The sequence below is a fragment of the Paenibacillus sabuli genome (assembly GCF_014705605.1).
Lineage (GTDB): Bacteria > Bacillota > Bacilli > Paenibacillales > Paenibacillaceae > Paenibacillus_D > Paenibacillus_D sabuli.
On the sequence record NZ_JACXIZ010000047.1, the window covers coordinates 18,441 to 41,366 of the forward strand.

A 22,926-nucleotide genomic window follows, 5' to 3' on the forward strand; every position below is an offset into this window, starting at 1 on the left:
TGTGGAATTTTTGCTTCGCTTGCTGAATATTCGCTCCGAGGATCGGCGCAAGCTCGTCTTGATGGCGCCGGTCTTCTTCCTGTGCGGGATCGCCGAGCTCATGACGTACAATGGCTTCATGACGCTGTTCAATCAACGCTTCGGCAGTGAATTCTTACCCTACGTCTATGCGGCCGAGGCTGTGATTTTGCCGCTGGAGGCGTGGTTCATGTCATGGCTCACCGGCAGATTGAGCAAGCCCGCCTTGATGCGCACGCTGTATGGCATCATGGTCGGTCTGGTCGTGCTCAACGCGGTCGTGCTCGCCGCGTTGCTCGCGGCGGACGCCGATGTGCGCTGGTACTATCCATTCCTGTTCCTGACTTCGAGCTTCGTCGTGCGGCAGCAGACGATCCTGCTGTGGAGCCTGGCCGTCGATCTGTGTCCGACGCAGCAGGCCAAGCGGCTGATGCCGATGTTCGTCTCGGCGGCGACGCTGGGCGGCATCGTCTCGGGCCTGCTCGTGCAAGCGGTCAACAAGCTGCTCGGCGCGGACTTTGTGTATATCCTGGCGCCGCTCTTTTTGCTCGCAGGCATGATCAATTACCGCAAGGCCATCGTGCGTTATCTCGTGCCGCTGACGCTGCGCGACGACAAGCGGGCCGCCGAGGCGCCGCAAGTCCTTCGCTCGTCCGATTACTTCAAGCAATCGCTGCGCTCGCCTTTTTTGCTATGCGCAATCGGTCTGATGACGCTGATGCCGGCGCTTTACTTTTTGATGGAATATCAGTTTTTGACGATCTCGCATCGCTATTTTGCGACGGAGGAGCAATTTGGCGCCTTTTTTGGCCTGATTACGACCTTGCTCTTCACGGCGGCCTTCCTGCTGCAGATGATCTCGGGAAGGCTGATGGCCAGGCTCGGCGCCAGCAATGTGCTGGTCGCCATTGCCGGCGTATTCGTATTGTGCTTTCTCGGCCTTGCCCTGGCGTTCGATACGTCGCTGCTTTTGTACGCGGTGTCCGGCGGGTACATGTTCGTTTATTTGCTGCTCTATTATTTCGCCGAGCCGTCGTATCAGCTTTTTTTCAAAATTATGCCGATCGAGAGTCGCGACGGCTTCCGCTATGTGGCCCAGGGCATCGCCGCTTCGGCCGGCATTGCGCTCGGAGCCGGACTGCAATTCTTGCACACGGGCTTCGGCCTGCCGCTGCAGCCGCTGGCAATCGTCGGCACGCTCGCGGCCGTCGCGCTGATCGGGCTGGCCTGGACAGAGCGACAGCTCTATGTCCGCGAGCTCATTCGTGGCGTCCAGCATATGCGCAGCGCTGGAATGGAGCTGGCTGCCTCGTTCGAGGGCTTCTTCCATCACGCCAAGACGCTCGCGGCCGTGCGCGGGCTGCTGCGCCATCCCAACGACTATGCGCGCGAGGTGGCGCTCGATATTATACGCCGCACGCAGGACGAGCGCTTCCTCCCGCAATTGCTTGATCTGGTCGATGATCGGAGCGCGCGCATCCGCATCGCCGCACTTCGGGCAATGCGGCTCGACCTGGCGGATCTGCCGGCGATGGTCAAGGTTGCCTCTTACCTGGAGGACCCGGATTACGAGGTGCGGGCCGAGGGAGTGCGGCTGCTGGCACGCGCGGTTCATATGAAGCATCAGGCGTTCTACTTCATCCGGCTCAAGCTGCTCGACCCGCATCCGATGGTCGTGGCGGAGGCGGTGAAGGGGCTCTACGCGCTGGAGAGCGAGCAGAGCTACGAAGCGTGCTACGAGGTCATCCAGCGGCTGCTCGGCGAGGGCGGGGAAGGCGCGGTCTACATGATCGAGGCGATCGCCGAGCTGGACATGTACAGCTTCTTGCCGGACGTGGAGCCGCTGCTGCAGGCGGAGCAGCCGTCGGTGAAGACTGCCGCGATCCGGTGTCTCGGCAAGCTAGGGCATCATGCGGCGATCGGCGGCATGCTGACGCTGCTGCCGACCTCGGACCCGGAAGTCCACGCTTCGGTGACCGAAGCGTTCGGACAGATGGGCGAGCAGGCGGTCGAACCGCTGCGTCAGGCGCTATTCTACGCGCACCCCAAGGTGTGGAACACCGCGATGACGGCGCTGGCGCGGCTGCTGGATGAGCAAGGCTGCCAGGCGCATCTCGTGCCGGAGTGTGTGCAGCGGCTCGATCAGCTGCACGGCGAACGCGGCATGGCGGCCGCGCTCGCCTATCGGGACTGGGCCGATCTGGCGGAGCTCACGGAGCTTCGTCTCGGCGAGATTCGCGCGCTCGTACTGGGCGGCGTATGGGCGGTCATGAGCCGCCTCTCCGACGAGCAGGTCATCGCCGCGCTGCGTCAGGCGATTGAGGACGCCGATGAAGAAACGCGGGAGAACGGGCTGGAAATTCTGTCGGAGGGCACGGGCGACCGCAGGCTCTCGGCGGCGCTGCTCGCCACGCTGCAAAAGCTGGAGCAGCCGATTCGCGTGGCCTCGGAGGCCGAAGCGACGGAACGGATTCAGCAGGGCGGGCAGTCCACCGATCATTGGCTGTGCGCCCTGGCCTTCAGTGCATATCAACGAATGGAGAACAAGACGATGCAGGATGAATTGCAATTATTCGGCATGCTGGATAAAGTCGTTTTCTTAAAGCAAGTCTCGTTTTTTTCGGATCTGTCGATTGAGGAGCTGGGCCTGATCGCGGGCATCGCCGAGGAGGAAACCCATGCGGATCAGGCCGAGTTGCTGCGCAAGGGCGAGGTCAGTCCGGCGATGTACGTCATCATTTCCGGCAATGTCGAGCTGTCCAGCCGCTCGACCAGCGGCGTCGAAGGGACAATCGGCGTGCTCGGGCCGCGGGAGGTATTCGGCGAGACGTCCGCACTGGACAGCAGCCCGTCCAATGTCACGGCGGTTGCGCTGCTCGGCGAGGTGCGGATGCTCGCGCTGAACGGCGAAGAGGTGTCGCGGTTGATCCGGCTGCATCCGGAGATCGGCATCGGCCTGCTGCGCGCCTCCTTCGCCCGCGTGCGCCAACTGGAGCAAATGATCATGCGGATCGGGGAGTAGCGACAAGCGAGGCGAGTTGTGCTATATTGATAACAAAATGAGCGAGGAGGCGAGCGTATGGGGATGCTGCGACGGTACCGTTCCGCACACAGAAAAGGGCGCAGGCGCGAGGAAACGGATGCCCTGCCGCTCCAGACCCGCTCGGCCGCGGCCGAGCGGGCGACGCCCGCCGCTCAGCCGATGACGCTCGCTCCGACGCACATGCATCACCTGCAGCGGACAGTCGGCAATCATGCGGTGCAGCAGCTGCTGCGCCGCAAGGCGGAGCAGCCCGTCCCGCTCGTGACGCCCAAGCTGCAGATCGGCGCGGTGCATGATCCGCAGGAGCAGCAGGCGGATCAGATCGCGTACCGCGTCGTCCGCGAGATCAACACGACGCGACCCTCGGATACGACGATCCAGCCCAGCCGCTCCCAGAGCCCCGCGGAAATGACGGAGGCCGAATCCGAGCATGCGGCGCCGGGATGGACGATGCTCCCGCTGCTGCCGGGCCGCTCCAAAAAGAAGCCGCAGCAAAAGCAGGCGCCTCCGAAGGTTCAAATGACGCCGCAGCCGCATCAGCATCCTCGGCAATGGGCGGGCGGCGCTTTTTGGCAGCAGGGGCAAACGGTGGAGCAGCTGCTGGCGCGCACGCGCGGCAACGGAGACCCGTTGCCCGCTGCCCTGGCGCAGGAACTGCAGCAGGCGTTCGGCGCGGATTTTTCACATGTCGTCGTCCATACGGGAGAGACGGCCGATCGGCTGGCGCGAATGGTCGGCGCACGGGCCTTCGCGAGCGGACGCGATCTTTATTTCGCCCAGGGGCAATATTTGCCGCATACGAGAGGCGGCCAGCAGTTGATCAGTCACGAATTGGCCCATGTGCAGCAGCAGATGCGGCAGTAAGGGGCGCGCGTCCGAGATTTTATGCCTGGATAGTTGCGGGGAGCGGGGAATTACGAGTACAATAGCAGGGTGAACCACTGCGCATGGCGCACTTGCGGTGTTTCGCGAATTCAGGTAGCCGGGAGGAATCCGCAATGGACAACTGCATGTTGGTCAGCAAGCCTGCGCTGCATTTGGTGGGCATCAGCTATTCCGGTCCGTATTCCACGATTCCGGACGAGGCGATTCGTCTCCAGGGAGAATTCCAGGCCCGCAAGCATGAATTAAACGACAGCGTCATCTCCAACGCGATTTACAGTCCGTATTACGGCAACGAAGCGTTTGCTACGTATTGGGCGTGCTGCGCGGTGCGCCGGCAGGAGCAGGCGCCAAAGGGCATGGTCCAGTTCACGATTCCCGAGCGGACCTACGCGCTCGTGTCCTGCACGAACAAACGCATCGGCGAAGGCTACGAACAGATCTTTTCGTGGATGCGCGAGCACAGCCTCATCAAAGAGGAAAAGGCCGTCGCAATCGAGATTTATTACGTCGACGAGCATCTCGAAGAAGAGCAGGTCGAGCTATTGATCCCGGTCGTCCAGCATGATCGGACGGGCTCGCAGTAGCAATTCCATAGCGCGACAACCAAGAGCTGAATATCGGCTCTTTATTTTTTTCGGGGGGCTGAGCATGGCGCATATGATTGGAGAACGGATCAGACTCAGGGAATATCGGCGCGAGGATGTGCGCTGCATGCGGGAGTGGGTCAACGATCCGGACATCTGCAATTGCTTGTCCGACATTTTCATGTACCCGCATACGCTGCATCAGACCGAGTCGTTTGTCGAGCGCGTACTCGAGGGACAGGACGGGCATCAAGGCTTTGTCATCGCGGAGCGGGACACGGAAGCTTATATCGGTCAGCTCGATTTGTTCGAGATTGATTGGAAGAACCGCTGTGCCGATCTGGGCATCGTCATCGGCAACAGACACCATCACGGCCTGGGCTACGGCAGAGAGGCGCTCCGGCTGCTGCAGCGGTTCGCCTTCGAGACGATGAATCTGCACCGGCTGCAGCTCGAGGTCCATGACGACAACGAGCGTGCAATCCGCTGCTACGCGAGCTGCGGCTTCCGCGAGGAAGGCAGGCAGCGGCAGCGCATCTATCGACGGGGCGCATATCGCGATCTCGTCTGGATGGCTTGCCTGCGCGAAGACTATGCTGCCGCGACAACGTTGGAACAGGAGGCTTAATCGTGAATATTTTGCAGGCTTTGTTTTTCCCTCCCGAGCAGCCTGGAGGCGTATCGTCGATGGTGCCGTATATTCAGGACCGCTTCAAGGCGATGGGGTGGCAGACCGAGCTTTTCTCCCTGCCCAAGCGCATTCGCGGCAAAGGGCAGGAAGAACTGCCGTTCGTCACTTTCGACGTCGGCCCTTACAAAGGAAATGCGACGGTGGATAAATATTTACAAACGCTGATGGATTATTTGTGGTGGACGAGATTGCGCATCACCAAATCCTACGACTTGATTCATGCGCATCATCCCATAGCGGCGCTCGTCATGAAACGCGTATTCCCGGATACGCCGGTGCTGCTGACCATCCACTCCAGCTATGAGCGCGAGCTCATGCTCAATGGCAAAATTGCAGAAGGCGGTCTGGAGCATCAGTTCTTGACCGGACTATATGGGGAGCTGGAGCAGCTGACCGACGGCATCCTGACCGTCTCGGCCTCCTTCCGCGATTATATGGCGCCATACCTGAAGGCTCCGGGCAACGTGAAGGTCATTCCCAACGGCTTCGACGAGAAGCGGTTCCGGCCGGTTTCGCATGAGAATCCGATTCCGCAGCTCATTACCGTCTGCCGGCTCGTCCCGGCCAAGGGACTCGATGTGCTGCTTCGCGCGTGCGCGCTGCTCAAGCAGCGCGGCAAGCCTTTTGTGCTGCATATGATCGGCGACGGTCCGATACGCAAGGAGCTGGAGGCGCTTGCGGTCGAGCTGGATCTGTATGACGACATTATTTTTTACGGATACATGCTGCATCCGGAGGAGTTCATGCCCTTTTTTGACATCTTCGTGCTGCCGTCGCGGGCGGAGGCCTTTGGCTCGGTATTCGCGGAGGCGGCGCTGTGCTGGCTGGCGTTGGTCGGGACGAACGTCGGCGGGATCGCCGAGCAGATCGATCACGAGGAGAACGGCTTGCTAGTGCCGCCCGACGACCCGGAAGCGCTCTGCGAGGCGCTCGACAAGCTCGTATCCGATCCGATCTACCGCTACAACATGGCGCGCGCCGCCTGGAACAAGGCCAAGCAGGTGTATTCGCTGCAGCGGGTCATCGTGCAGCTGCAGCGCGTGTACGAGTCGTTCCGCCCTGCGTGAAGCCGGCGCGTGAGGACGAGGGCGAGGCTCCGGTGCGGCATTAGGGCGTCCGATGCCGGGAGCGCGCGCTGCGCCGGATCATGAGCGCCAGCCAGCCCAGGCTGACGAAGCCGAATATCGGGTACAAGGTCGAGAGCAGCGTGCCGAATCCGATCTGGCTCAGCAGGAAGCTGACGCCCAGAATCGCAAGGATCAGCAGATCCCGCGGCCAATTGAAGCGCGAGCGGACCTGCAGACTTAACCCGTAGACGTCGGCGATCAGCGTCGTGAAGATTTCGGAATAAATTAAAAAAATATAGATCCACTGCGCCACCATGCCGAGCTGACGGGCAATGCCGCCCATCGGGATCGCGAATTGCGAGATCCCGGGCATATTGGCGGAAAGCGCGATGTGCCCGACGAGCAGCATGAAGCCGATCCCGATGCCGCCGAGCAGCGCGCCGAGCCGAATGGCGCCGCGGTCCTGGATGCGGGCGCCGAGCGGCACGAGAACGGCCTGGGCCAGCGTAAGATTAAACGCGGTGTAAAGCAGCGGAGACAGCCATAGCGTCCAGGGCGAATAATCGTTGGTCAGCTCGAGCCATCGATCCGCGCCGGGGGCGCGAGTCGTGTGCCACATGACCAGCAGCGTGAACAAGAGCATGATTGGCACCACTACCGTATTCACGAGCAGGATCGCATGCATCCCTTTGCGCAGCAGGAGGAAGCACGCGAGCAAGGTGACGGCCAGACCGAGCTGATAGGAGGCGTTCAGATGCTCGGAGAATACCGAGCCTGCACCGGCCAGCATGACCCCGGTCACACCTAGCAGTACGAGCATCATGAAATAACTGACCAGCTTGCCGAACCTTGGTCCGAACAAGGCCATATTCAAGTCTTCGTAAGACTGCGCGCCGATCTCGCGCGCAAGCAACATCATTTTGGCGCCAAGCCAGGCGAAGAGCGCCGCTGCAAGCACGATGGTCAACGCGGCTACAGCGCCAAAACGGGTGAAAAATTGCAGAATTTCCCGACCGCTGGCAAAACCTGCGCCGACGATCGTCCCGATGTAGGTGAGTGCAATCTGCAGGGCGAGTCCCAACCTTCGCATCGCTGCTCGTCCCTTCCTTGAGGCTGACTTCTATATCAGCCTATGTGCAGGGGCGGACAGGCATGACAACGAACAAGAAAAAGACGCGTGCGCCGCGTCTTTTGAACTCGAACGTATGAAAGGAAGGCGTCAGCCGTTTCGCCTTAGCGTAGGGGCGGCCGCCGGACGTTATCGCTCAGTTGGCAAAAAGCTTGATGGAGAGAATCTCGCCGCTGTGCGGATCCATATCGAGCTTGAGCAAGGAGCCGCTGGCTGCATAGCTCAGCACGTAGGTGGTGTGGTTGGTCGGCTTGCCTAGCGCTTCAATGGCCATTTCCTCGTCTCCGCCGATTCGGAGCCCGTTGAGACCGGTAGTCGCCTCCGGGCCGTGCACCTCGACAAAAATGACGTGCCCGTCCGAATCGAAGCCGATCGAAAACCCGTCATAATCGTTGACCTCGACCGTCTCGCTGTCCCCTTGCATCGTAAAGGCGTCGCGGGGCTGACCGAATCGCGCTTCGACGTCGCTGCGCGCCATGCCGATCGAGACGTTTTTCAGCAGGGGCCGCTCGGTGTTCCACTGCCGCTCTTGCGTCGTCGAATCGTCCGCATCGCCAGAGTCCGCGTCCTCTCCCTTGCCCGGAGTCTTGACGCCGTCGTCGGGCAAGGCCAGCCCGTCCTCCGGCTGATTCTCAGTCAGCGAGCTGTCGTATGCCTGCTGGGGACTGGACTGCCCGTCCGGTCGATTGCTCGTGTCTTCCGGAGAGGAAGTGCCCACATTCGAGGGGCCGCCCGAGACCGGAGGCTGGTCATCGGCGGCGCAGCCGAGCGCGCCCGCCAGCAAGAGGGCGGCTGCCGCGCCAGCCGCAGAGCGTATGTATAGAGGCATAGCCTGCTTGTTCATTGGATTCAACTCCCGTAGGTTACGAATCAAGGCGAAACGGGCAAGCCGTCTTTTACGGCGTTACCCGTTTCGTTCCGAATATTCAAGAATAGATACTATATTAGACGCGCCATGCTGGCAAAAGGTTTCATCGTCTCGGCATTTTTTGTTTGCCGTGGGCCTGCCAGTTGCGCAGGGGCCGGGACTATGTTAATTTTAACGGAAAAGGATTACCCATGGAAGGAAGCGAAGCCATGCAAAAATTAAAGGAGCGCATCTTGGAGGAAGGCGTGGTCGTCTCCAACGATGTGCTGAAGCTGGACGGACTTTTGAATCATCAGGTCGACCCCGAGCTGACGATGGACATGGGAAGGGAGTTCGCCGCACGTTATGCCGAGGAGCCGATCACCAAGGTCATCACCGTGGAATCGTCCGGCATCCCGGTCGCCTTTGCGACTGCAATTACCCTCGGCGTGCCGCTTTTGTTCGCGCGTCGCAAAAAAACGCTGATCGCCGAGCCCGATGCGCTTACTGAGCGCGTCCCTTCCTTCACAAAAGGCATTGTCACGGACATTATGGTTTCGCGCCAGTATCTGGGGGAGCAAGATCGCGTCTTGTTCATCGACGACATCATCGCCAACGGCGACGCAGCGCGCGGCTTGATCAAAATCATCGAGCGTTCCGGCGCATCGCTGGCCGGATTGGGGATAGTGGTCGAGAAGTCATTCCAAGCGGGCGGCAGAACGCTTCGCGAGCAGGGGATCCGAGTCGAATCCCTGGTGCGAATCGCTTCGCTCGCAGGGGGCAAAGTTACCTTCACATAGAAAGTTCCAGCCCCTTATCTCTTTTCTCTCGCGTCAATATCATTTATAATAGGAACCAAGTGGCTAAGGGGAGGCACAAAATATGGAAAATCATAATGTTCCCGAGCAGTTCTTTGAATCGAAGTTGTCTGACGCCAAGCTGCATTTTGAGCGCGCGCTTGACTGCAAGCATACGGAATTTGACGATCTTTATCCTTATATGATCGAGCATCCGCAATTTTTCTGGTACAAGCGCTATGTGGCGTGGTCGGAGTTGTTGACGGTTGTGAAGCTGTGCGAGGAGCTCAAGATCGACTGGTCGCAGCAATTCACCGAACGCCAGGTCGACTATATCGCCAAGCGGGTCATGTCCTCGCGGGTGTTGGACGAATGGTACGAAACGAATGATTCCAAAGAGCATGTAGGCTGACAAAGCTTTTTTTGAATGGGACGGGGGCCGGTCGCTCCGCTAGACGTGCGCGTGTCGCGACGGCTGGCGGAGCTTTTCGTTTAGGCGCGCCGCTTCGTGCATCTTAGCTTAACAGCGGTCTTGATGAGGAGAATGAATATGATCAGCGAGGAACAGTTAAACGAATATCGTCTGGACGGCACGAAAATTCGTGTCATCCGCGACGAAATGCCGGAAAACGACGTGCGCGGCATCATCGTAGCGTGGGACGAGACGCATGTCATGGTGCGCAGGGCGAACCGCCGCATCGTCAAGCTGAGCCGCAGCTACCGCTTCGAAGCAGCCGCGCTGAAGCGCTCGGATACGGAGTCAAATTAGGAGATCGAAAAGGGAGGGACATGCATGTTGAACTGTCCGGTATGCGATGGAATTCGGATGCGCGAGGTGGAGCGGGAAGGCGTCATGATCGATGTCTGCCCGCAATGCAAGGGCGTGTGGCTGGATCGCGGTGAATTGGACAAGCTGATGAAGGGCGTGCACGATATGCAGGATGAGCTGAACGCACGCGAGGAGGAGATGGCGCGTGACGGGTATGGCATGACTCCGCCGCCGCAGCCTCCCGGCGGCCTGGGTACGCCTCCGCCACGGCCCGAATATGGGACGCCGCCGATGAATAATGGCCAATACGGCCACCAGCCGCCGGCCTACGGCAGCGGTGGATACCGCCAGGATAGCGGCCGACTTGATGCGTATGACGACCGATACCGCTCCGGCAGCGACAAGCACGGCTACCCGTATCGCAAAAAGAAAAAGAAATCGGTGCTGGACGTGTTTGGCGATCTGTTCGATTAAGCGGTGACAGCAAATTATTTCGTTTCGGCCATCGACACCTCTGGATAAAGATGTTATACTGATGTTAATAAATCGAACATCGATATAATGTTTGAAGGCTAACGATTCCGGTTATATTGGAGTATACAGTTCTGAAGCGTGGGCAACAACGCATAATCTAGTACTGTTCCATATTCTAATATAGAGAGGTTGATAGACCTATGACGAAGGCAGCGATGCAGGAGTATTTCGAGGAAATACTTGAAACGACTGGGGATTTGCTGTACCGCGTAATTATATACGATCGGGAATTGAACAATTGCGACGAGATTGTCGCTCTTGACGAAGCCTACACCGCGATCAAAAAGTCCGCATGGATGAGCAGCAACTCGGTCTGGCTCGGCAAAGCGATCGAGAGGCTGGAGCGCATGAAAGCGCGGTTGCTGACGCTTATGGAGGACTTGTTATACACGGCTTAACCTGGACCGCCAATCGGCGGTCCTTTTTGTTTTACTTGCGCGTCTGGACCCACCTCAGCACTGCGCTGAATACACTGATGCATAACCCGACGACCAGCAAGGGCACCCCGTATGTCGGATAATCCAACACATACAATACGAATCCCCCGATGATTAAAAGAGATGAAAAAAGCGACAGTCCGACTGGATTAATGCGCATCAAGAATCCTCCTTTCTGTTCGTGTAGCTAACAACCAGCATTTTACCATCGAATAATCGGCGTTTGCCGTCTCACCGTCACTTTACGCTCATACACTAGCAGAGGACGAAGCAAGCGCGTCCAATTTGCTGGTGGAGGGGAACGCTTCATGGATATCGGAACGATCGTTCGCACAGCGCTGCTGGTGCTGGCGTTGGTGAACCAAGTGCTGGTCATATCGGGAAAATCGCCTGTGCCGATCAAGGATGAGGACGTGGAAATGACGGTGACCACCGTAGCCACAATTATAACGTCCGTCTGGGCATGGTGGAAAAACAACTACGTCAGCAAGCGCGGGCAGGCTCAAAAAGAGGCGCTCAAGAAAAACAACCTGTATAAACCTTAGAAAAGCGGCCCCGGGCAAAAGCCCGGGGCTCGTTGCGGACATAAAACAAAAGCTCCAGCCGCATGAGCTGGAACCGATGATAAAAAATGGTGCGGTCGAGAGGACTCGAACCTCCACGGTATTGCTACCACTGGAACCTGAATCCAGCGCGTCTGCCAATTCCGCCACGACCGCATTAGTTGTGCGCTTGTTTCACAGTAAGCTGTGTCCCTCGCGACTACGTTCCTAATATTAGCATGGGCTATATGGGAAGTCAAGCTGTAGAATCGCTTTGTGCCAAAGTTCCAATTTTCACGCAATACAAGCAATTTCATGCCGGTTACATACTTTTCGCATGCCTGCCGCACAATGAAGGTAAACGACAAAGGAGGTTGGCATATGCCCTCTACAACGCTGCGCCTCATGATAAAAGCGGCAGTCAGTGCGGCCTTGCTGTTGACGCTAATTGGGCCAAGCCTTGCACATGCAGATGAAAAAAACAAAATTGCGCTGGTCATTGATGATTTTGGCAACGGAATGAACGGCACAGCGCAGATGAAGAAGCTGCCAATCGCATTCACCGCAGCGATCATGCCGTTCATGCCGACGACGAAAGCGGACGCGGAAGCGATGTTCCAGCTCGGCCATGACGTCATTGTTCACCTGCCGATGGAACCGAACCAAGGCAAGCCGGAGTGGCTGGGCCCTGGCGCCATTCTGACCCGCATGTCGGACGAGGAGATCCGCTCTCGTACCGAAGCCGCCATTCAAGACGTGCCGCATGCAGTCGGAATGAACAACCATATGGGCTCCAAGGCGACGTCCGATCCGCGCGTCATGCGAATTGTCCTGCAAGTCTGCAAGGAGCACGGCTTGTTTTTTCTGGATAGCCGGACGACGCATCGTTCGGTCATCAGCCAAATTGGAAGTGAACTGGATGTCGCAGTGCTGCGAAACGACATGTTCCTCGATGATCAGTATAGCGCGTCTCATATTGCGGGGCAAATAAACAAGTTAACTGCCGAAACGGGCCGTACGCCGGCGCTCGTCGCAATTGGACATGTCGGTCCGCCGGGTAAGCTGACGGCGGCGGCCATCGAGCAAGCGGTGCCGCGATTACGGCGGCAAGCGAGCTTCGTGCATTTGTCCGAGCTGCTGCCGTCAATTTCCCGCGAGCGTCAAATACTGCCGTAAGCCGGCGGCAATCGCTTGCGCGATTTTCGTTTGACCGACAGGGGTCGTTAGCATTTGCCGGTCATTGACATTGCTGATGAACCCCATCTCGATAATGACGGCGGGCTGCTCGACACGACGCAGCAAATAGAAGGGCTTGCCAATGCGAGGCAGCCGGTCCGTCCTTTGCTGCGCGTTAAGCGCATCCTGCAAAAAAGAGGCGAGTAAATAGCTTTCGCCCTGGTCTTGATGCAAAATCAGGGGTCCCCGGGTACGGGCGTTGCGTGCCCAATTGACATGCAGACTGACCAGAAGCTTGGTGCGAAGCTCACGCGGAAGCTGACCGCGCTGCACCAGGTCGCGGTTGTGGCGCGAGCGGCTGGCGTGCCAGCGATTCTCGTCGCTGAGTGCGTAGTCGCCGGTCCGGTTCATGATCGCGGTCAAGCCGTGCGCGCGCAGCAGCAGGTAGAGCTTGCCGGCAACCGCCAGATTGATGTCTTTCTCGAGCGTAGCTCCGGCGAAGGTGCCGCCGTCGATTCCGCCGTGCCCGACATCGATCAGAATTTCCGCTTCCGGAAGCGCCCGGTGGTATTCGGGTTCGGTGCGGGCGGCGCGCGCCGATGAGCGGTCGGTCAGCAGGCAGGCGATGAATAGGAAGCAGCCTAGTAATCGTACAAGTCTCACCTCGTGAGCCTCCCTTTATTCGCGTCGTCATTGCTTATATCCTGACACAAAAAGGGATGTGCTATGCATACGGTCACAAAGCGATCTTCCGTTTATGAAATCGGTCGCAATGGCAATACTGAAAAGAGGCAGCAAAAGAGGAGGGCAAGCATGGCTAAAGAAGGCTCGGAATGGGTCAAATACATGACGAAGCGCGTCGCCACATATATGGATCTGCCAAGCGACGAACGGAAGGCGCGCAGGCAAGCGGCGCGCGTCAAGCGCGAACCGTGGCTGTCGCGCTGGTTCGGCATTGCGCCGCTTGGAATACGGCTCTGGTGGAGCCGGCGCAAGGGCAAGCGAAGCGGATGAAGTGGACCGCACCCCGCAAGGGGAAGCGGCCTATCGTTCAATCGAAAAACTGTCCGGTCGCCGCCAAAACCTCGGACGGGATCATACGCACGCCTTGTTGGTCCACCGCAAAATAGGAAACCTCTCCCCATACATGAGCCCCTATTGTCGGCCATACATAGCGTGCGCTGTCGCCATACGGCTCTGCGCTATACCATACCTTACGGCGCTGTTCCAGCAGGGACAGCGCTTCGTTCATGTCCTGCAGCGGCGTCTTGGTCAGCCAAGGAAAGCGGATGTAGGGGTCGAAGCTGGGGTTCAGCAGCGTGCGAGCCAGCTTGTCGTGTTCGTCCGCAGCGTAATCGCCGGACTTGTCCGCCCGCTTCGCGGACTGCGTCCATTGCCGGTCCTCGATCGGCAAATATTCGCCGCTTTTGGCGTCAAAGTAGTAAATCGCCCGGTTCGGCAGTGTGACGCGCCACACGGCCAGGAGCGGGCTCAGGTAGCGGCGCTCCACGCGCGCGTCTGCAGCCGAATAAGAAGGAATGAGTTCAAGCTGCACCATGGATCGGTACAGCGCCTGCTCGTCATATAGCGGTTGTCCGCCTGTGCCGTACTCGCCCAGCTTGTAGCCGCCGTCGGGCTTGGCTTGTACGACGAGGTAACCGACGACCTTGTCGTCGCTCGCAAGCTGAACGTACCAGCCGTGCAGGCCAGGACCGAGTGGCATGATTTCCTGCTTCGCCGTCTTCCAGGCTTCAAAACCCGGTTGTTTGGCAAGCTCGCTTGTCCAGCGGGCAACGGTATGTTCCAGCCGGCTCGGCTGGGCGGCTATGCTCGCCTCCTCCGGAGGCGAGCTGCTGCGAGCGGCATGCACGCTGCCCAGCGAGGTGAAGATCAGCACGGCTGCCGTGTAGACCGGCATCCATTTGCGCATCACAATGGTTTCCACCTTCTTTAACATAATTTTGTCTTATAAGATGCCAGCAACGTCCATTCTACCAAAGCCGACAAGCGAAGACTGGTGGATGGTGTCGCGCGAGCGGCCGGGTTGCGCTTCTATTTTTGACGTCAGGCTGCGAACGTTGTCCGATTCTCGTTCACTGAATGCCGCTCAGATGAAAGATGCCGCAATTGATGACGGAAACCGTCACGCGTGGGCGATACTGCCAATCGATCTCATGCGCTCTGGCCCGATACTGGGCTTCGATCTCCGGGCGTCGCTCCTCCTCGACCGATTCGAGCAGAGGCTCGTAGTAGAGCTTAACCAGCTCTTGTTCCTCGGCGAAGCGGGAGGCGGCCTGATCCGCCCAACTATAGTCGTAAGTACGCAGCTTGCGCTCCAGCGCTTGCTCGGCGAGCGCGGCGGCGCGGCGCACCGTCACGGCGCTGCGGGCGAGATGGATATTAGGCGGCAGTCGGGGCGTCATGCGCAATCCGGACAGCTTGTCTTGGAATTGCTCCTCGCACTGACCGGTGGCGAGCGAGACGCCGATAGCGTGAATTTCCTCGCGCTTGCGGTCGCAGTGCAAGGATACCTTGAAATTTACGCCGAGCCACGGGGTGTACGCCTGCGATGCGAAGGGGTCGCGTTCGCGCTCCTGCGGGGTCTCGAACAAACAGACATACGAGCCGTCCTGCGCAGCCGCTTCGAACATTTGCTCCAGCCGCCGGGAGCCGAAATACAGGTCCTCCCGCGGCATGCGCGCCTGCTGCAGCGCGCCGCGCGGCACGAAGCCGAGTGAGCGTCCAAGCGCGGTTTCAGCTGCCTTGTCTTGGGTCTGCTCTTGATCGTCGCCCGTCCGATTACTCGGCTCGGCAGCAGGCTTGCTCTCCGCCTCTTCCTTCATTTTGTCGTAGCGCGGCTTGTCGGTGACAAATATAAACGTCATCGTCTCCGGCTCTGCACCAGTCCGATCGACAAAGCTCCAGTAATAAGTTCGGCCCGTTAACCTGCGGTCGGCCTGGGGTGACAGCTTGACTTGCAAGTGAGCGGGCGACTTCTCGATAATCCGGCTTCCGGTCGATTCCATGTACTGCTGGACAAAGCGGTGCACCTGCTTTGTATTCATGGTCTCACCTCCACGGATTGACTCGCGCCGTCGAGCAGCGCCTGCAAGGCGGCCCGGTCCTCCGTCGCATTGTCTTGATGCTCGCGCAGCTCGCCGAGTGTGTCGCCGAGCGCGTCGAAGCGGTGCCGCAGTTCCTCCGAACCGCGAGACTCCAACGCCAGCTTGGCGATCTGCTTCTCCATCTCGCCGCCATCCTTGTCGAGACGCTCCAGAATATGATCGAGCCCGCCGATAACCAGCTCGAACAGGTTGATTTTCTCATGCAGCAAATTGACGATATGCTCCTCGATCGTACCCAATGTGCACAGGTTGTAAATCTTCACATCCTCGGTCTGTCCGAGCCTGTGCACGCGGCCGATCCGCTGCTCGACGCGCATCGGATTCCAGGGAAGATCGAAGTTGATCATGTGATGGCAGAATTGCAGATTGATGCCCTCTCCGCCGGCCTCTGTCGCGATCAACACCTGGGCGCGCCCGCGAAACAGGTCCATCATCCAGTCTTTTTTGCCCCGGTTCATGCCGCCGCGATACGGCACGGCCACCAGGTTGTGGCTCCGAAAGTACTGCAGCAGCGCTTCCTGCGTCGCGCGGTATTCGGTGAACAGAATGAACTTTTCATCCGTCTGCTGAATCAGCTCGAGCGCTTTTTCCGCTTTGGTGTTGGCTGTGATGCCCCGGATGCACTCGACAATTCCCCAAATTTTAGCGCGAAGCGGAGAATCCTCGGCGGTTTTTTTGAAGAGATTGACCAGGGTCACGAACACCGCGTCACGGCTGCTGCATACCTCGCGCTGCAAGGTGACGAGCGACAGCATGCTCGTCAGATCGCCGCCGCTCTCGTCATAGCGCTCGCGCACGAAGGCGGTCACCGCGTCGTAGAGCGCCTGCTCCTCCTTTGAGAGGCGAAGCGGAATGTTGCGAACGATGCGCTTGGTGAAGCGGATGCCGCCGTCGCCTCGGCGATTGCGGATCATCACGCCGGACAGCGCTTCCTGCAGCTGAGCTTCGTTTTTGGGCAGTCGCTTGTCGACCACAAAATTGGCTGCGAACTCGCGCTGCCCGCCCAATTGGCCGGGCTTAAGCAGGGTGATCAGATTGTAGAGCTCGTCCAGATCGTTTTGCACCGGCGTTGCCGTCAGCAGCAGGCAATATTTTTTTCGTAGCAACGTCACGAACTGATAGTTGGAGGTCTTTTTGTTTTTAAGCTTGTGCGCCTCGTCAATAATAATCAGATCATAGTCGGTGCCCAGCAGCAGCTCGCGGTGCGGCTCGCGTTTGGCCGTGTCGATGGACGCCACGACGACGTCGTATTGCCACGTGTGCGCTTTTTTTTGCGCGACGGCGGCAATGCCGAATTTTTGGTTGAGCTCGCGGACCCACTGCAGGACGAGCGAGGCCGGGACGAGGATCAAGGCCTTGCGTACCAGTCCGCGTACCAGGTATTCCTTCAGCACGAGACCGGCTTCGATGGTTTTGCCGAGACCGACCTCGTCAGCCAGGATGGCGCGGCCGCCCATCTCGTGCATCACCTTGGCTGCGGCCTCAATCTGATGCGGCATCGGCTCGAGGGCCGGCAGCACGCGCAGGCACTGGAGCTCGTCGAAAGAGGCGACGAGTCTGGCTTGTTCGGCTTCGTAAGCCAGCTTGTACATGCTCCAATCGTCCCAAGGCCCGTTGCGCTTGATGCGCTCTTGCAGCTGTTCCTGCCATTCGCGCTCGTAGCGCAGCTCGACGAGCGGATGAATGCGATGATTCGTACTGGCTTGTTCGGTCATAGCGACTCCTTTCCAAATGAAGGAATTGGTTAGGTATAGTATGGCCGCAAACGCGACGAATCATAAGGGGGGGTCTTTCAACCGATAGAATTCCTACATATTGAGGTGTATAATATGTATTCAGACTAGATGTTGTGCGAGACGAGCTTGGAACGCGGGAATTGATTCTAGCACCGATTGTGGATCAAGGAGGATGCGGACGATGAAAACAAGCGGCACGTATCAACTGGAAGGCCTAAGCGAGAAAATATTTTTGGACCGTTACGCCTGGAAGCAAGCCGACCCGAGCGGCGCGGCCGTCGGCGACGTCGTGCTAGTCCTGACGAAGGACGACCCCAAATTTCCGACGAAGGAGGTAGGCGAAATCGTCGCGCGTAACGGCAGCGTGGTCCAGGTGCGCACGCGCAGCGGCCAACTGGTGGAGTCAGAGGTCGAGAAACTGACGCTGACGGTTGAAAAAACGCCGGACGAGATGTGGGACCGCCTGGCAGCGGCGATGGCGGCCGTGGAAGACAGCGAGGCCAAGCGGGCGCAATGGATGGAGCGTTTTCGCTACATTCTCGACGATTGGAAGCTGGTGCCGGGCGGGCGGATCGCAGCGGGGGCGGGAGCGAGCGACGAGCTCACGCTGTTCAATTGCTATGTCATTCCGTCGCCCCACGACTCGCGCGGCGGCATCATGAATACGTTGACGGAGATGACAGAGATCATGGCGCGCGGCGGAGGCGTCGGCATCAATCTGTCCTCGCTGCGCCCGCGGCGGGCGATCGTCGAGGGCGTCAACGGCTCGTCGAGCGGCTCGGTATCCTGGGGCGGCCTGTTCAGCTATACGACCGGACTGATCGAGCAAGGGGGCAGCCGCCGGGGCGCGCTCATGCTGATGATCAACGACTGGCATCCCGATCTGCTCGATTTCATCACGGTCAAGCAGACGATGGGTCTGGTCACCAACGCGAACCTGTCGGTCTGCGTCAGCAACGATTTTATGCGCGCGGTCCGAGAGGATCTCGAGTGGGAGCTGGTTTTTCCGGACACGAAGGACCCCGAATACGATACGCTCTGGGACGGCGATCTGGAGAAGTGGCGACAGTTGGGGAAAAAAGCGAATGTGTACAAAACGGTGCGCGCTCGCGAAGTCTGGCATACGATCATTCAATCGGCGTGGCGCACGGCCGAGCCGGGCGTGGTTTTCATGGAATATTACAACCAGATGTCCAACAGCTGGTACTTTAATCCGATCATCTGCACCAATCCGTGCGGCGAGCAAGGCCTGCCCGGATGGGGCGTGTGCAATTTGTCCGCGCTTAATTTATCCAAGTTCTACGATGCCGACAAGCATGACGTTGATTGGGAGGAGCTGTCTCGGGTGACGCGCTATTCAGTGCGTTTTTTGGACAACGTCATTGATCGCACGCCGTATCATTTTCCGGAGAACGAGCGCAATCAAAAGCGCGAACGCCGCGTCGGGCTCGGCTCGATGGGGCTGGCGGAGCTGATGATCAAGCTGGAGATTCGCTATGGCAGCCCGGAATCGCTCGACTTCCTCGACAAGCTGTACGGCTTCATCGCCAAGGAATCGTACATGGCCTCCACGGAAATCGCCGCAGAGAAGGGTTCGTTCGAAGCATTCGATGCGGATAAGCTGCTGCAAAGCGGCTTCATGCGCAACCTGACCGGGTCCTTCCCGGAGGTGGGCGAGGCGGTGCGCAAGCGCGGCCTGCGCAATGTCACCGTGCTCACCCAGGCCCCGACCGGCAGTACCGGGACGATGGTTGGCACGTCGACCGGGATCGAGCCTTACTTTGCGTTCGAATATTACCGTCAGAGTCGGCTCGGTCACGACAGGCAGTTCGTGCCGATTGCCCAGGAATGGAAGGAGCGCCATCCCGGCCAGCCCTTGCCGGCGTACTATGTGACGTCGATGGAGCTGTCGGCGATGGATCATATTCGCGTGCAAGCGGCGGTCCAGCGCTGGGTGGACAGCTCGATCTCCAAGACGGCCAATTGCCCGGCCGACTTCACCGTGGAACAGACGAAGCAACTGTACGAACTGGCCTTCGAGCTGGGCTGCAAGGGCGTGACGATCTACCGCGACGGCAGCCGCGACGTCCAGGTGCTCTCGACGAAGAAGGACGAGAATCCGGCGGAGGCGCTGGCCGAGCTGGAACGGCAGCAGGATACGCAGGTGACGGAGGCAGCGCAAAGCCCACATGCCGGAGGCGCGGCCGGGTCGGCCGATCTATCGGAGGCAGTCTCCGGGGCAGCGTCCGCGGCTCCGGGTCCGACGGATGCGCCGGAGGAGGCGACATCTACGGACATGGGGAGAGCCGCCCTCGCTGCCGAGCCGGTCTACTCGCCCGAGCGGCCTTACAAGCGCCGTCCCGAGGTAATGCGCGGCGCGACGTACCGGATGGACACGCCGCTGGGCAAGGCGTACATCACGATCAACGACCTGGACGGCACGCCGGGCGAGATCTTCCTGAATGTCGGCAAGGCGGGCTCGGACGTCTTCGCGATGGCCGAGGCGCTCGGACGCGTCTGCTCGCTGTTCCTGCGCTATGGCGATCACGGCGACAAAGCACAGCTGCTCATTCACCATCTGCGCGGCATCGGCGGCTCGGGTGCGATCGGCTTCGGTCCGAAGCGAGTGGAATCGATTGCCGATGCGGTGGCCAAAGCGCTGGAGATGCACCTGGTGGCGGGCGCGATGGCGGCCACGGCGGAGCGAACGGCATTAGCCGATCGAGCGGAGGACAGGCGCGATGCCGATCCGGCCCCGCATGCGGCGGGCGCGCAACAGGCGGAGTCGCGCGACCTGTGCCCGGCCTGTGGCTCGGCTGCGCTGCTCAACATCGAAGGCTGCCGCACGTGCAGCAGCTGCGGATACAGCCGCTGTTAACGGATCGACGTGGTATAGAAGAAGCGCCGGCGGTAAGATCGTCGGCGCTTTTGCTTATGTGAAAATTTCTTTGCTACAAAGTGCCTACGCGGTATACTGTATGTAGAAAGCGTTTACAGTGAGTTGGATTCACATTATCGCTATGACCGAGGTGAGAGGTTATGCTGCGCGCGTTGCTGGGCAAAGGGGAGTTTCGGTTTCGATTGTTTCGCTATTATTACGCCATTTTTTTGCTGCTGATTCTCACGCCGACCATTGTCGCCAGCGTGCTGGTGCACACGTATGTGGTCGGACTGATCGAGCGCGAGGTCGACAAGTCAAGCAGCATCCTGATCGGCCAATCCGCTTCCGATACCGACAAGCTCGTCGACGAGCTGCAGGGAGACATGATCGGCATGCTGGATTACCCCGGACTGGAGCGCTATGTCCGTGCTCGCGAGGAACTGGATCGGATGGCGGTCAATGAAATCATGACCGGATTATTCAATCGGCTGCAGGCGCTGGACGACCATGCGCTGGCGGGCTATGCATTTTTATTTTTTCCGGAATCGGGGCTTGTCGTGGACAGCTTCAACGGCCATTTCGATCAGTCGATGTTTTTTCAATATACGAACCGCTTCGTCGAAGACGAGCGCGTGGCGCTGCGCGAGCTGTACAACGGTCGGCAAATGATGACGATGAGCGCGCCGATGGAGATTGATCATGTGCAGCTATTGTCGCGCACGCTGCTCGGCTCGGGCGAGTATATCTACGCCGTCGTCAGCTACCCGTTCAACGCCGCTGTACCGTCCGCCTACTTGACGGTGGCGATCGATACGGCGAAGCTGCAGCGTCAGATTGCGATTGACAGCGAACCGTCGATCAGCACGGCGGTCATGAATGCATCCGGCGATCTGCTCGCCTATGCCGGCACGCGGCCGCTGGGCGGCGAGCGGCTGCACGAAGCGCTGCTGAGCGGCGGCGGAGCGGCGCAGTCCGTGGCGGCCGAAGGTCGGCGCTACAACATCTCCTACGATCAATCCAGCCGCTATCAGTGGACCTATGTAGCGATCGCCAATATGAACCAGCTTCGTCAGCCGGTGGCGACCTTGCGCACGGGCAGTGTGGCCTTCGTCCTGTTCATGCTGCTGGCGGGCGCAATTGCTTCGTATTATCTCAGTCGCCGCGTGTATACCCCGATTCGCGGCATTGCCGAGGAGCTGGCAGTCGGGCCGCAGACCGACGGCGAGCTGCAGGCGTCCAAGGACACCGAGTTTGCGCGCATTCGCAGACGATCCAGCTTGCTTGTGCGGGAGCACAAGAGCATGCAGGCCTTGATTAGCGGTACGGCGCCCGTGGTGCACGAGCATTTTTTGGGCAAGCTGCTCAGCGGAGAGCTCAAGGACGAATTGGCGGTCGCCTACTACGGCAAGGAAATCGGTCTCGACGCCCGCTCGGCCGGACCGCTGGCCGTGCTTTGCGTCGAATTCAACTGGCTGCCTGTGACGGCGAGCTGGACTGAGACGGATCGCTCCTTCCATCTCACCGAGCTCAAAAATGAGATCGGCAAAGAGCTTGAGGTCTGGTTCTGCCGACTGCGCGAGGACCAGCTCGCCTGTATCGTGCATCTTGCGGATGATGCGTCGACAGGGCCGCAGACGGCCGCGTCGGTTCTCGTCAGACAGCTCCAGCGACACACGGCGTTCTATCACGCGGCGATCGGCGTCGGCGGCGCGGTCGGCGGGGCATGGCAGCTGCATGTCTCCTGCCGACAGGCCCAGCAATTGCTGCGTCGGCGCCGACTCGTGTCCGGGGTGGATCTCTGTGTCGATGCGGCGGATTGGGAGGAGCGCAGCCCGGTGGACAGCTTCTTGCCCGCAGCCAAGGTCGGACAGTTGCTCGAGTGGTACAGAGCCGGGCAGTACGAACGGATGCTGGAGGACGTGGAACGGCTGCTCGACGAAAAGATTCCTTCTGATGCGCCTGCGGAGGAGGTCCGATTGCTCTGTGTCGACGTGCTGAATACCTGGCTGCGCGCAATGGCGGCGGACAGTCAGGCGGACTATGGCATCGAGCACAGCGCGACCTTGTATCGCCAGGTTCAAGCTTGCGCGACGCGCGAGGAGCTCAAGCAGCTGTTTCGGCGAACCTGCGGCGAACTGGCGGCAGCCGAGACGGAGCAGCCGCCCGAACGATTTGCCGGCGTACTGCAGCAGATCCGCGAGCATTACGGCAGCGACCTGACGATCGAGCAATTTGCCCGTGAACTGAATATGTCGGTCGGACATTTCAGCCGCAGCTTCAAGGAAGCGGTCGGTGAGAAATATATGGACGTGGTGTTGCGGTGTCGCCTGGATGCTGCCAAGCGGCTGCTGAGTGAATCCGATCTGAAGCTGGACGAGATTGCCGGCCGGGTCGGATACCTGAGCCGCAATTCATTTATCAAGGCCTTTCGCAAGCAAGAGGGTATCACGCCCGGCAAATATCGCGAGCAGACCAGTTGAGTCGGACGCGAGCCTCCCTGCTTTTCAGATGAAGCAAAGTCCGGCCTGCACATTCGTCGACGCGCACTTCCGTCAAGCGGCGGCTTTCCGGCAGTGCGCGTATTTGCGTGCCTGCAGTTCGTATTGCTGTACGCAATTCCGGCGTCTGCGGCAACTGAATCGTTAATTTTACAGCGCGCAACTAT

The 22,926-nt window shown here is 59.4% G+C and carries 22 protein-coding genes and 1 tRNA gene; 15 read left to right on the forward strand and 8 right to left on the reverse strand.

What is annotated here, in order from left to right; all coding sequences use genetic code 11:
* The first annotated feature begins 1 nt into the window (after nucleotide 1).
* The 5 genes from IDH44_RS22085 to IDH44_RS22105 all read left to right on the forward strand — a co-directional run bounded on the left by IDH44_RS22085 (nucleotide 2) and on the right by IDH44_RS22105 (nucleotide 6,288).
* A complete protein-coding gene (locus tag IDH44_RS22085) occupies nucleotides 2–3,040 on the forward strand; it encodes an MFS transporter (protein WP_190920998.1) in 3,039 nt (1,012 codons plus the stop codon).
* Between the two features lie 57 nt (nucleotides 3,041–3,097).
* A complete protein-coding gene (locus tag IDH44_RS22090; RefSeq protein ID WP_190920999.1) occupies nucleotides 3,098–3,925 on the forward strand; it encodes an eCIS core domain-containing protein in 828 nt (275 codons plus the stop codon).
* Between the two features lie 134 nt (nucleotides 3,926–4,059).
* Nucleotides 4,060–4,530, forward strand: coding sequence for a GyrI-like domain-containing protein (locus tag IDH44_RS22095; protein WP_190921000.1), 471 nt, complete (start codon nucleotides 4,060–4,062; stop codon nucleotides 4,528–4,530).
* 64 nt (nucleotides 4,531–4,594) lie between these two features.
* Complete coding sequence (locus IDH44_RS22100; protein WP_190921001.1) at nucleotides 4,595–5,158, forward strand: GNAT family N-acetyltransferase; 564 nt, start codon at nucleotides 4,595–4,597, stop codon at nucleotides 5,156–5,158.
* Between the two features lie 2 nt (nucleotides 5,159–5,160).
* Nucleotides 5,161–6,288: a glycosyltransferase family 4 protein gene (locus IDH44_RS22105; protein WP_190921002.1), complete on the forward strand. Its 1,128-nt coding sequence runs from the start codon at nucleotides 5,161–5,163 to the stop codon at nucleotides 6,286–6,288.
* A gap of 40 nt (nucleotides 6,289–6,328) precedes the next feature.
* On the opposite strand, the gene IDH44_RS22110 is transcribed toward IDH44_RS22105, so the two are convergent.
* Both IDH44_RS22110 and IDH44_RS22115 read right to left on the reverse strand, forming a co-directional pair.
* Nucleotides 6,329–7,378: a YkvI family membrane protein gene (locus IDH44_RS22110; RefSeq protein ID WP_190921003.1), complete on the reverse strand. Its 1,050-nt coding sequence runs from the start codon at nucleotides 7,376–7,378 to the stop codon at nucleotides 6,329–6,331.
* 175 nt (nucleotides 7,379–7,553) lie between these two features.
* Nucleotides 7,554–8,261, reverse strand: a complete 708-nt coding sequence (locus tag IDH44_RS22115) for a hypothetical protein (protein ID WP_190921004.1) — start codon at nucleotides 8,259–8,261, stop codon at nucleotides 7,554–7,556.
* 233 nt (nucleotides 8,262–8,494) lie between these two features.
* Between IDH44_RS22115 and IDH44_RS22120 the strand changes: the two genes are divergently transcribed.
* The 5 genes from IDH44_RS22120 to IDH44_RS22140 all read left to right on the forward strand — a co-directional run bounded on the left by IDH44_RS22120 (nucleotide 8,495) and on the right by IDH44_RS22140 (nucleotide 10,762).
* Complete coding sequence (locus IDH44_RS22120) at nucleotides 8,495–9,064, forward strand: xanthine phosphoribosyltransferase (RefSeq protein ID WP_190921005.1); 570 nt, start codon at nucleotides 8,495–8,497, stop codon at nucleotides 9,062–9,064.
* Nucleotides 9,065–9,146: 82 nt separating this feature from the next.
* Nucleotides 9,147–9,473, forward strand: a complete 327-nt coding sequence (locus IDH44_RS22125) for a hypothetical protein (RefSeq protein WP_190921006.1) — start codon at nucleotides 9,147–9,149, stop codon at nucleotides 9,471–9,473.
* Nucleotides 9,474–9,611: 138 nt separating this feature from the next.
* Entirely contained in the window at nucleotides 9,612–9,830 is a 219-nt protein-coding gene (locus IDH44_RS22130; RefSeq protein ID WP_190921007.1) for a hypothetical protein, read from the forward strand.
* 24 nt (nucleotides 9,831–9,854) lie between these two features.
* Nucleotides 9,855–10,304 (forward strand): TFIIB-type zinc ribbon-containing protein, encoded by a 450-nt coding sequence (locus tag IDH44_RS27470; RefSeq protein ID WP_397326826.1) that lies wholly within the window; start codon nucleotides 9,855–9,857, stop codon nucleotides 10,302–10,304.
* 200 nt (nucleotides 10,305–10,504) lie between these two features.
* The gene (locus IDH44_RS22140) at nucleotides 10,505–10,762 is read left to right on the forward strand and encodes a hypothetical protein (protein ID WP_190921008.1); all 258 of its coding nucleotides are present in this window, start codon (nucleotides 10,505–10,507) and stop codon (nucleotides 10,760–10,762) included.
* A 31-nt stretch (nucleotides 10,763–10,793) separates the two neighbouring features.
* Here the strand turns inward: IDH44_RS22140 and IDH44_RS22145 are convergent, their stop codons facing one another.
* On the reverse strand, nucleotides 10,794–10,961 hold the full coding sequence (locus IDH44_RS22145) for a hypothetical protein (protein WP_190921009.1): 168 nt from the start codon (nucleotides 10,959–10,961) through the stop codon (nucleotides 10,794–10,796).
* 148 nt (nucleotides 10,962–11,109) lie between these two features.
* On the opposite strand from IDH44_RS22145, the gene IDH44_RS22150 reads away from it, so the two are divergent.
* Complete coding sequence (locus IDH44_RS22150; RefSeq protein WP_190921010.1) at nucleotides 11,110–11,346, forward strand: phage holin; 237 nt, start codon at nucleotides 11,110–11,112, stop codon at nucleotides 11,344–11,346.
* Nucleotides 11,347–11,433: 87 nt separating this feature from the next.
* Here IDH44_RS22150 and IDH44_RS22155 read toward each other — a convergent pair.
* Nucleotides 11,434–11,520 (reverse strand) — tRNA-Leu (locus IDH44_RS22155).
* Nucleotides 11,521–11,751: 231 nt separating this feature from the next.
* Between IDH44_RS22155 and IDH44_RS22160 the strand changes: the two genes are divergently transcribed.
* Nucleotides 11,752–12,519 carry a divergent polysaccharide deacetylase family protein gene (locus tag IDH44_RS22160; RefSeq protein ID WP_397326828.1) on the forward strand — a complete coding sequence of 256 codons (768 nt, stop codon included), beginning with the start codon at nucleotides 11,752–11,754 and terminating at the stop codon, nucleotides 12,517–12,519.
* Here the strand turns inward: IDH44_RS22160 and IDH44_RS22165 are convergent.
* Complete coding sequence (locus tag IDH44_RS22165; protein WP_190921011.1) at nucleotides 12,487–13,182, reverse strand: N-acetylmuramoyl-L-alanine amidase family protein; 696 nt, start codon at nucleotides 13,180–13,182, stop codon at nucleotides 12,487–12,489. The two genes, IDH44_RS22160 and IDH44_RS22165, sit on opposite strands and share 33 nt — an antisense overlap.
* Nucleotides 13,183–13,332: 150 nt before the next feature.
* Between IDH44_RS22165 and IDH44_RS22170 the strand changes: the two genes are divergently transcribed.
* Nucleotides 13,333–13,533, forward strand: a complete 201-nt coding sequence (locus tag IDH44_RS22170) for a YqzE family protein (RefSeq protein WP_190921012.1) — start codon at nucleotides 13,333–13,335, stop codon at nucleotides 13,531–13,533.
* 37 nt (nucleotides 13,534–13,570) lie between these two features.
* Here IDH44_RS22170 and IDH44_RS22175 read toward each other — a convergent pair whose 3' ends face one another.
* The 3 genes from IDH44_RS22175 to IDH44_RS22185 form a co-directional block, all read right to left on the reverse strand.
* Nucleotides 13,571–14,452: a hypothetical protein gene (locus IDH44_RS22175; RefSeq protein ID WP_190921013.1), complete on the reverse strand. Its 882-nt coding sequence runs from the start codon at nucleotides 14,450–14,452 to the stop codon at nucleotides 13,571–13,573.
* Nucleotides 14,453–14,612: 160 nt separating this feature from the next.
* Entirely contained in the window at nucleotides 14,613–15,584 is a 972-nt protein-coding gene (locus tag IDH44_RS22180; RefSeq protein WP_190921014.1) for a YqhG family protein, read from the reverse strand.
* Complete coding sequence (locus IDH44_RS22185; protein ID WP_190921015.1) at nucleotides 15,581–17,359, reverse strand: DEAD/DEAH box helicase; 1,779 nt, start codon at nucleotides 17,357–17,359, stop codon at nucleotides 15,581–15,583. Before IDH44_RS22185 ends, IDH44_RS22180 begins: the two co-directional genes overlap by 4 nt.
* Before the next feature lie 202 nt (nucleotides 17,360–17,561).
* On the opposite strand from IDH44_RS22185, the gene IDH44_RS22190 reads away from it, so the two are divergent.
* Together IDH44_RS22190 and IDH44_RS22195 are read left to right on the forward strand one after the other, a co-directional pair.
* Nucleotides 17,562–20,258, forward strand: a complete 2,697-nt coding sequence (locus IDH44_RS22190; RefSeq protein ID WP_397326827.1) for an adenosylcobalamin-dependent ribonucleoside-diphosphate reductase — start codon at nucleotides 17,562–17,564, stop codon at nucleotides 20,256–20,258.
* Between the two features lie 161 nt (nucleotides 20,259–20,419).
* A complete protein-coding gene (locus IDH44_RS22195; RefSeq protein ID WP_190921017.1) occupies nucleotides 20,420–22,741 on the forward strand; it encodes a helix-turn-helix domain-containing protein in 2,322 nt (773 codons plus the stop codon).
* The last annotated feature ends 185 nt before the right edge of the window (nucleotides 22,742–22,926 follow it).

What these genes read in the sequence shown, in the direction of transcription:
- IDH44_RS22090 (WP_190920999.1), top strand. Translation starts at nt 3,098, where the DNA reads ATGGGGATGCTGCGACGGTACCGTTCCGCACACAGAAAAGGGCGCAGG.
- IDH44_RS22095 (WP_190921000.1), top strand. Translation starts at nt 4,060, where the DNA reads ATGGACAACTGCATGTTGGTCAGCAAGCCTGCGCTGCATTTGGTGGGC.
- IDH44_RS22100 (WP_190921001.1), top strand. Translation starts at nt 4,595, where the DNA reads ATGGCGCATATGATTGGAGAACGGATCAGACTCAGGGAATATCGGCGC.
- IDH44_RS22110 (WP_190921003.1), bottom strand. Translation starts at nt 7,378, where the DNA reads ATGCGAAGGTTGGGACTCGCCCTGCAGATTGCACTCACCTACATCGGG.
- IDH44_RS22115 (WP_190921004.1), bottom strand. Translation starts at nt 8,261, where the DNA reads ATGAACAAGCAGGCTATGCCTCTATACATACGCTCTGCGGCTGGCGCG.
- IDH44_RS22120 (WP_190921005.1), top strand. Translation starts at nt 8,495, where the DNA reads ATGCAAAAATTAAAGGAGCGCATCTTGGAGGAAGGCGTGGTCGTCTCC.
- IDH44_RS22125 (WP_190921006.1), top strand. Translation starts at nt 9,147, where the DNA reads ATGGAAAATCATAATGTTCCCGAGCAGTTCTTTGAATCGAAGTTGTCT.
- IDH44_RS22130 (WP_190921007.1), top strand. Translation starts at nt 9,612, where the DNA reads ATGATCAGCGAGGAACAGTTAAACGAATATCGTCTGGACGGCACGAAA.
- IDH44_RS27470 (WP_397326826.1), top strand. Translation starts at nt 9,855, where the DNA reads ATGTTGAACTGTCCGGTATGCGATGGAATTCGGATGCGCGAGGTGGAG.
- IDH44_RS22140 (WP_190921008.1), top strand. Translation starts at nt 10,505, where the DNA reads ATGACGAAGGCAGCGATGCAGGAGTATTTCGAGGAAATACTTGAAACG.
- IDH44_RS22145 (WP_190921009.1), bottom strand. Translation starts at nt 10,961, where the DNA reads ATGCGCATTAATCCAGTCGGACTGTCGCTTTTTTCATCTCTTTTAATC.
- IDH44_RS22150 (WP_190921010.1), top strand. Translation starts at nt 11,110, where the DNA reads ATGGATATCGGAACGATCGTTCGCACAGCGCTGCTGGTGCTGGCGTTG.
- IDH44_RS22170 (WP_190921012.1), top strand. Translation starts at nt 13,333, where the DNA reads ATGGCTAAAGAAGGCTCGGAATGGGTCAAATACATGACGAAGCGCGTC.
- IDH44_RS22180 (WP_190921014.1), bottom strand. Translation starts at nt 15,584, where the DNA reads ATGAATACAAAGCAGGTGCACCGCTTTGTCCAGCAGTACATGGAATCG.
- IDH44_RS22185 (WP_190921015.1), bottom strand. Translation starts at nt 17,359, where the DNA reads ATGACCGAACAAGCCAGTACGAATCATCGCATTCATCCGCTCGTCGAG.
- IDH44_RS22190 (WP_397326827.1), top strand. Translation starts at nt 17,562, where the DNA reads ATGAAAACAAGCGGCACGTATCAACTGGAAGGCCTAAGCGAGAAAATA.
- IDH44_RS22195 (WP_190921017.1), top strand. Translation starts at nt 20,420, where the DNA reads ATGCTGCGCGCGTTGCTGGGCAAAGGGGAGTTTCGGTTTCGATTGTTT.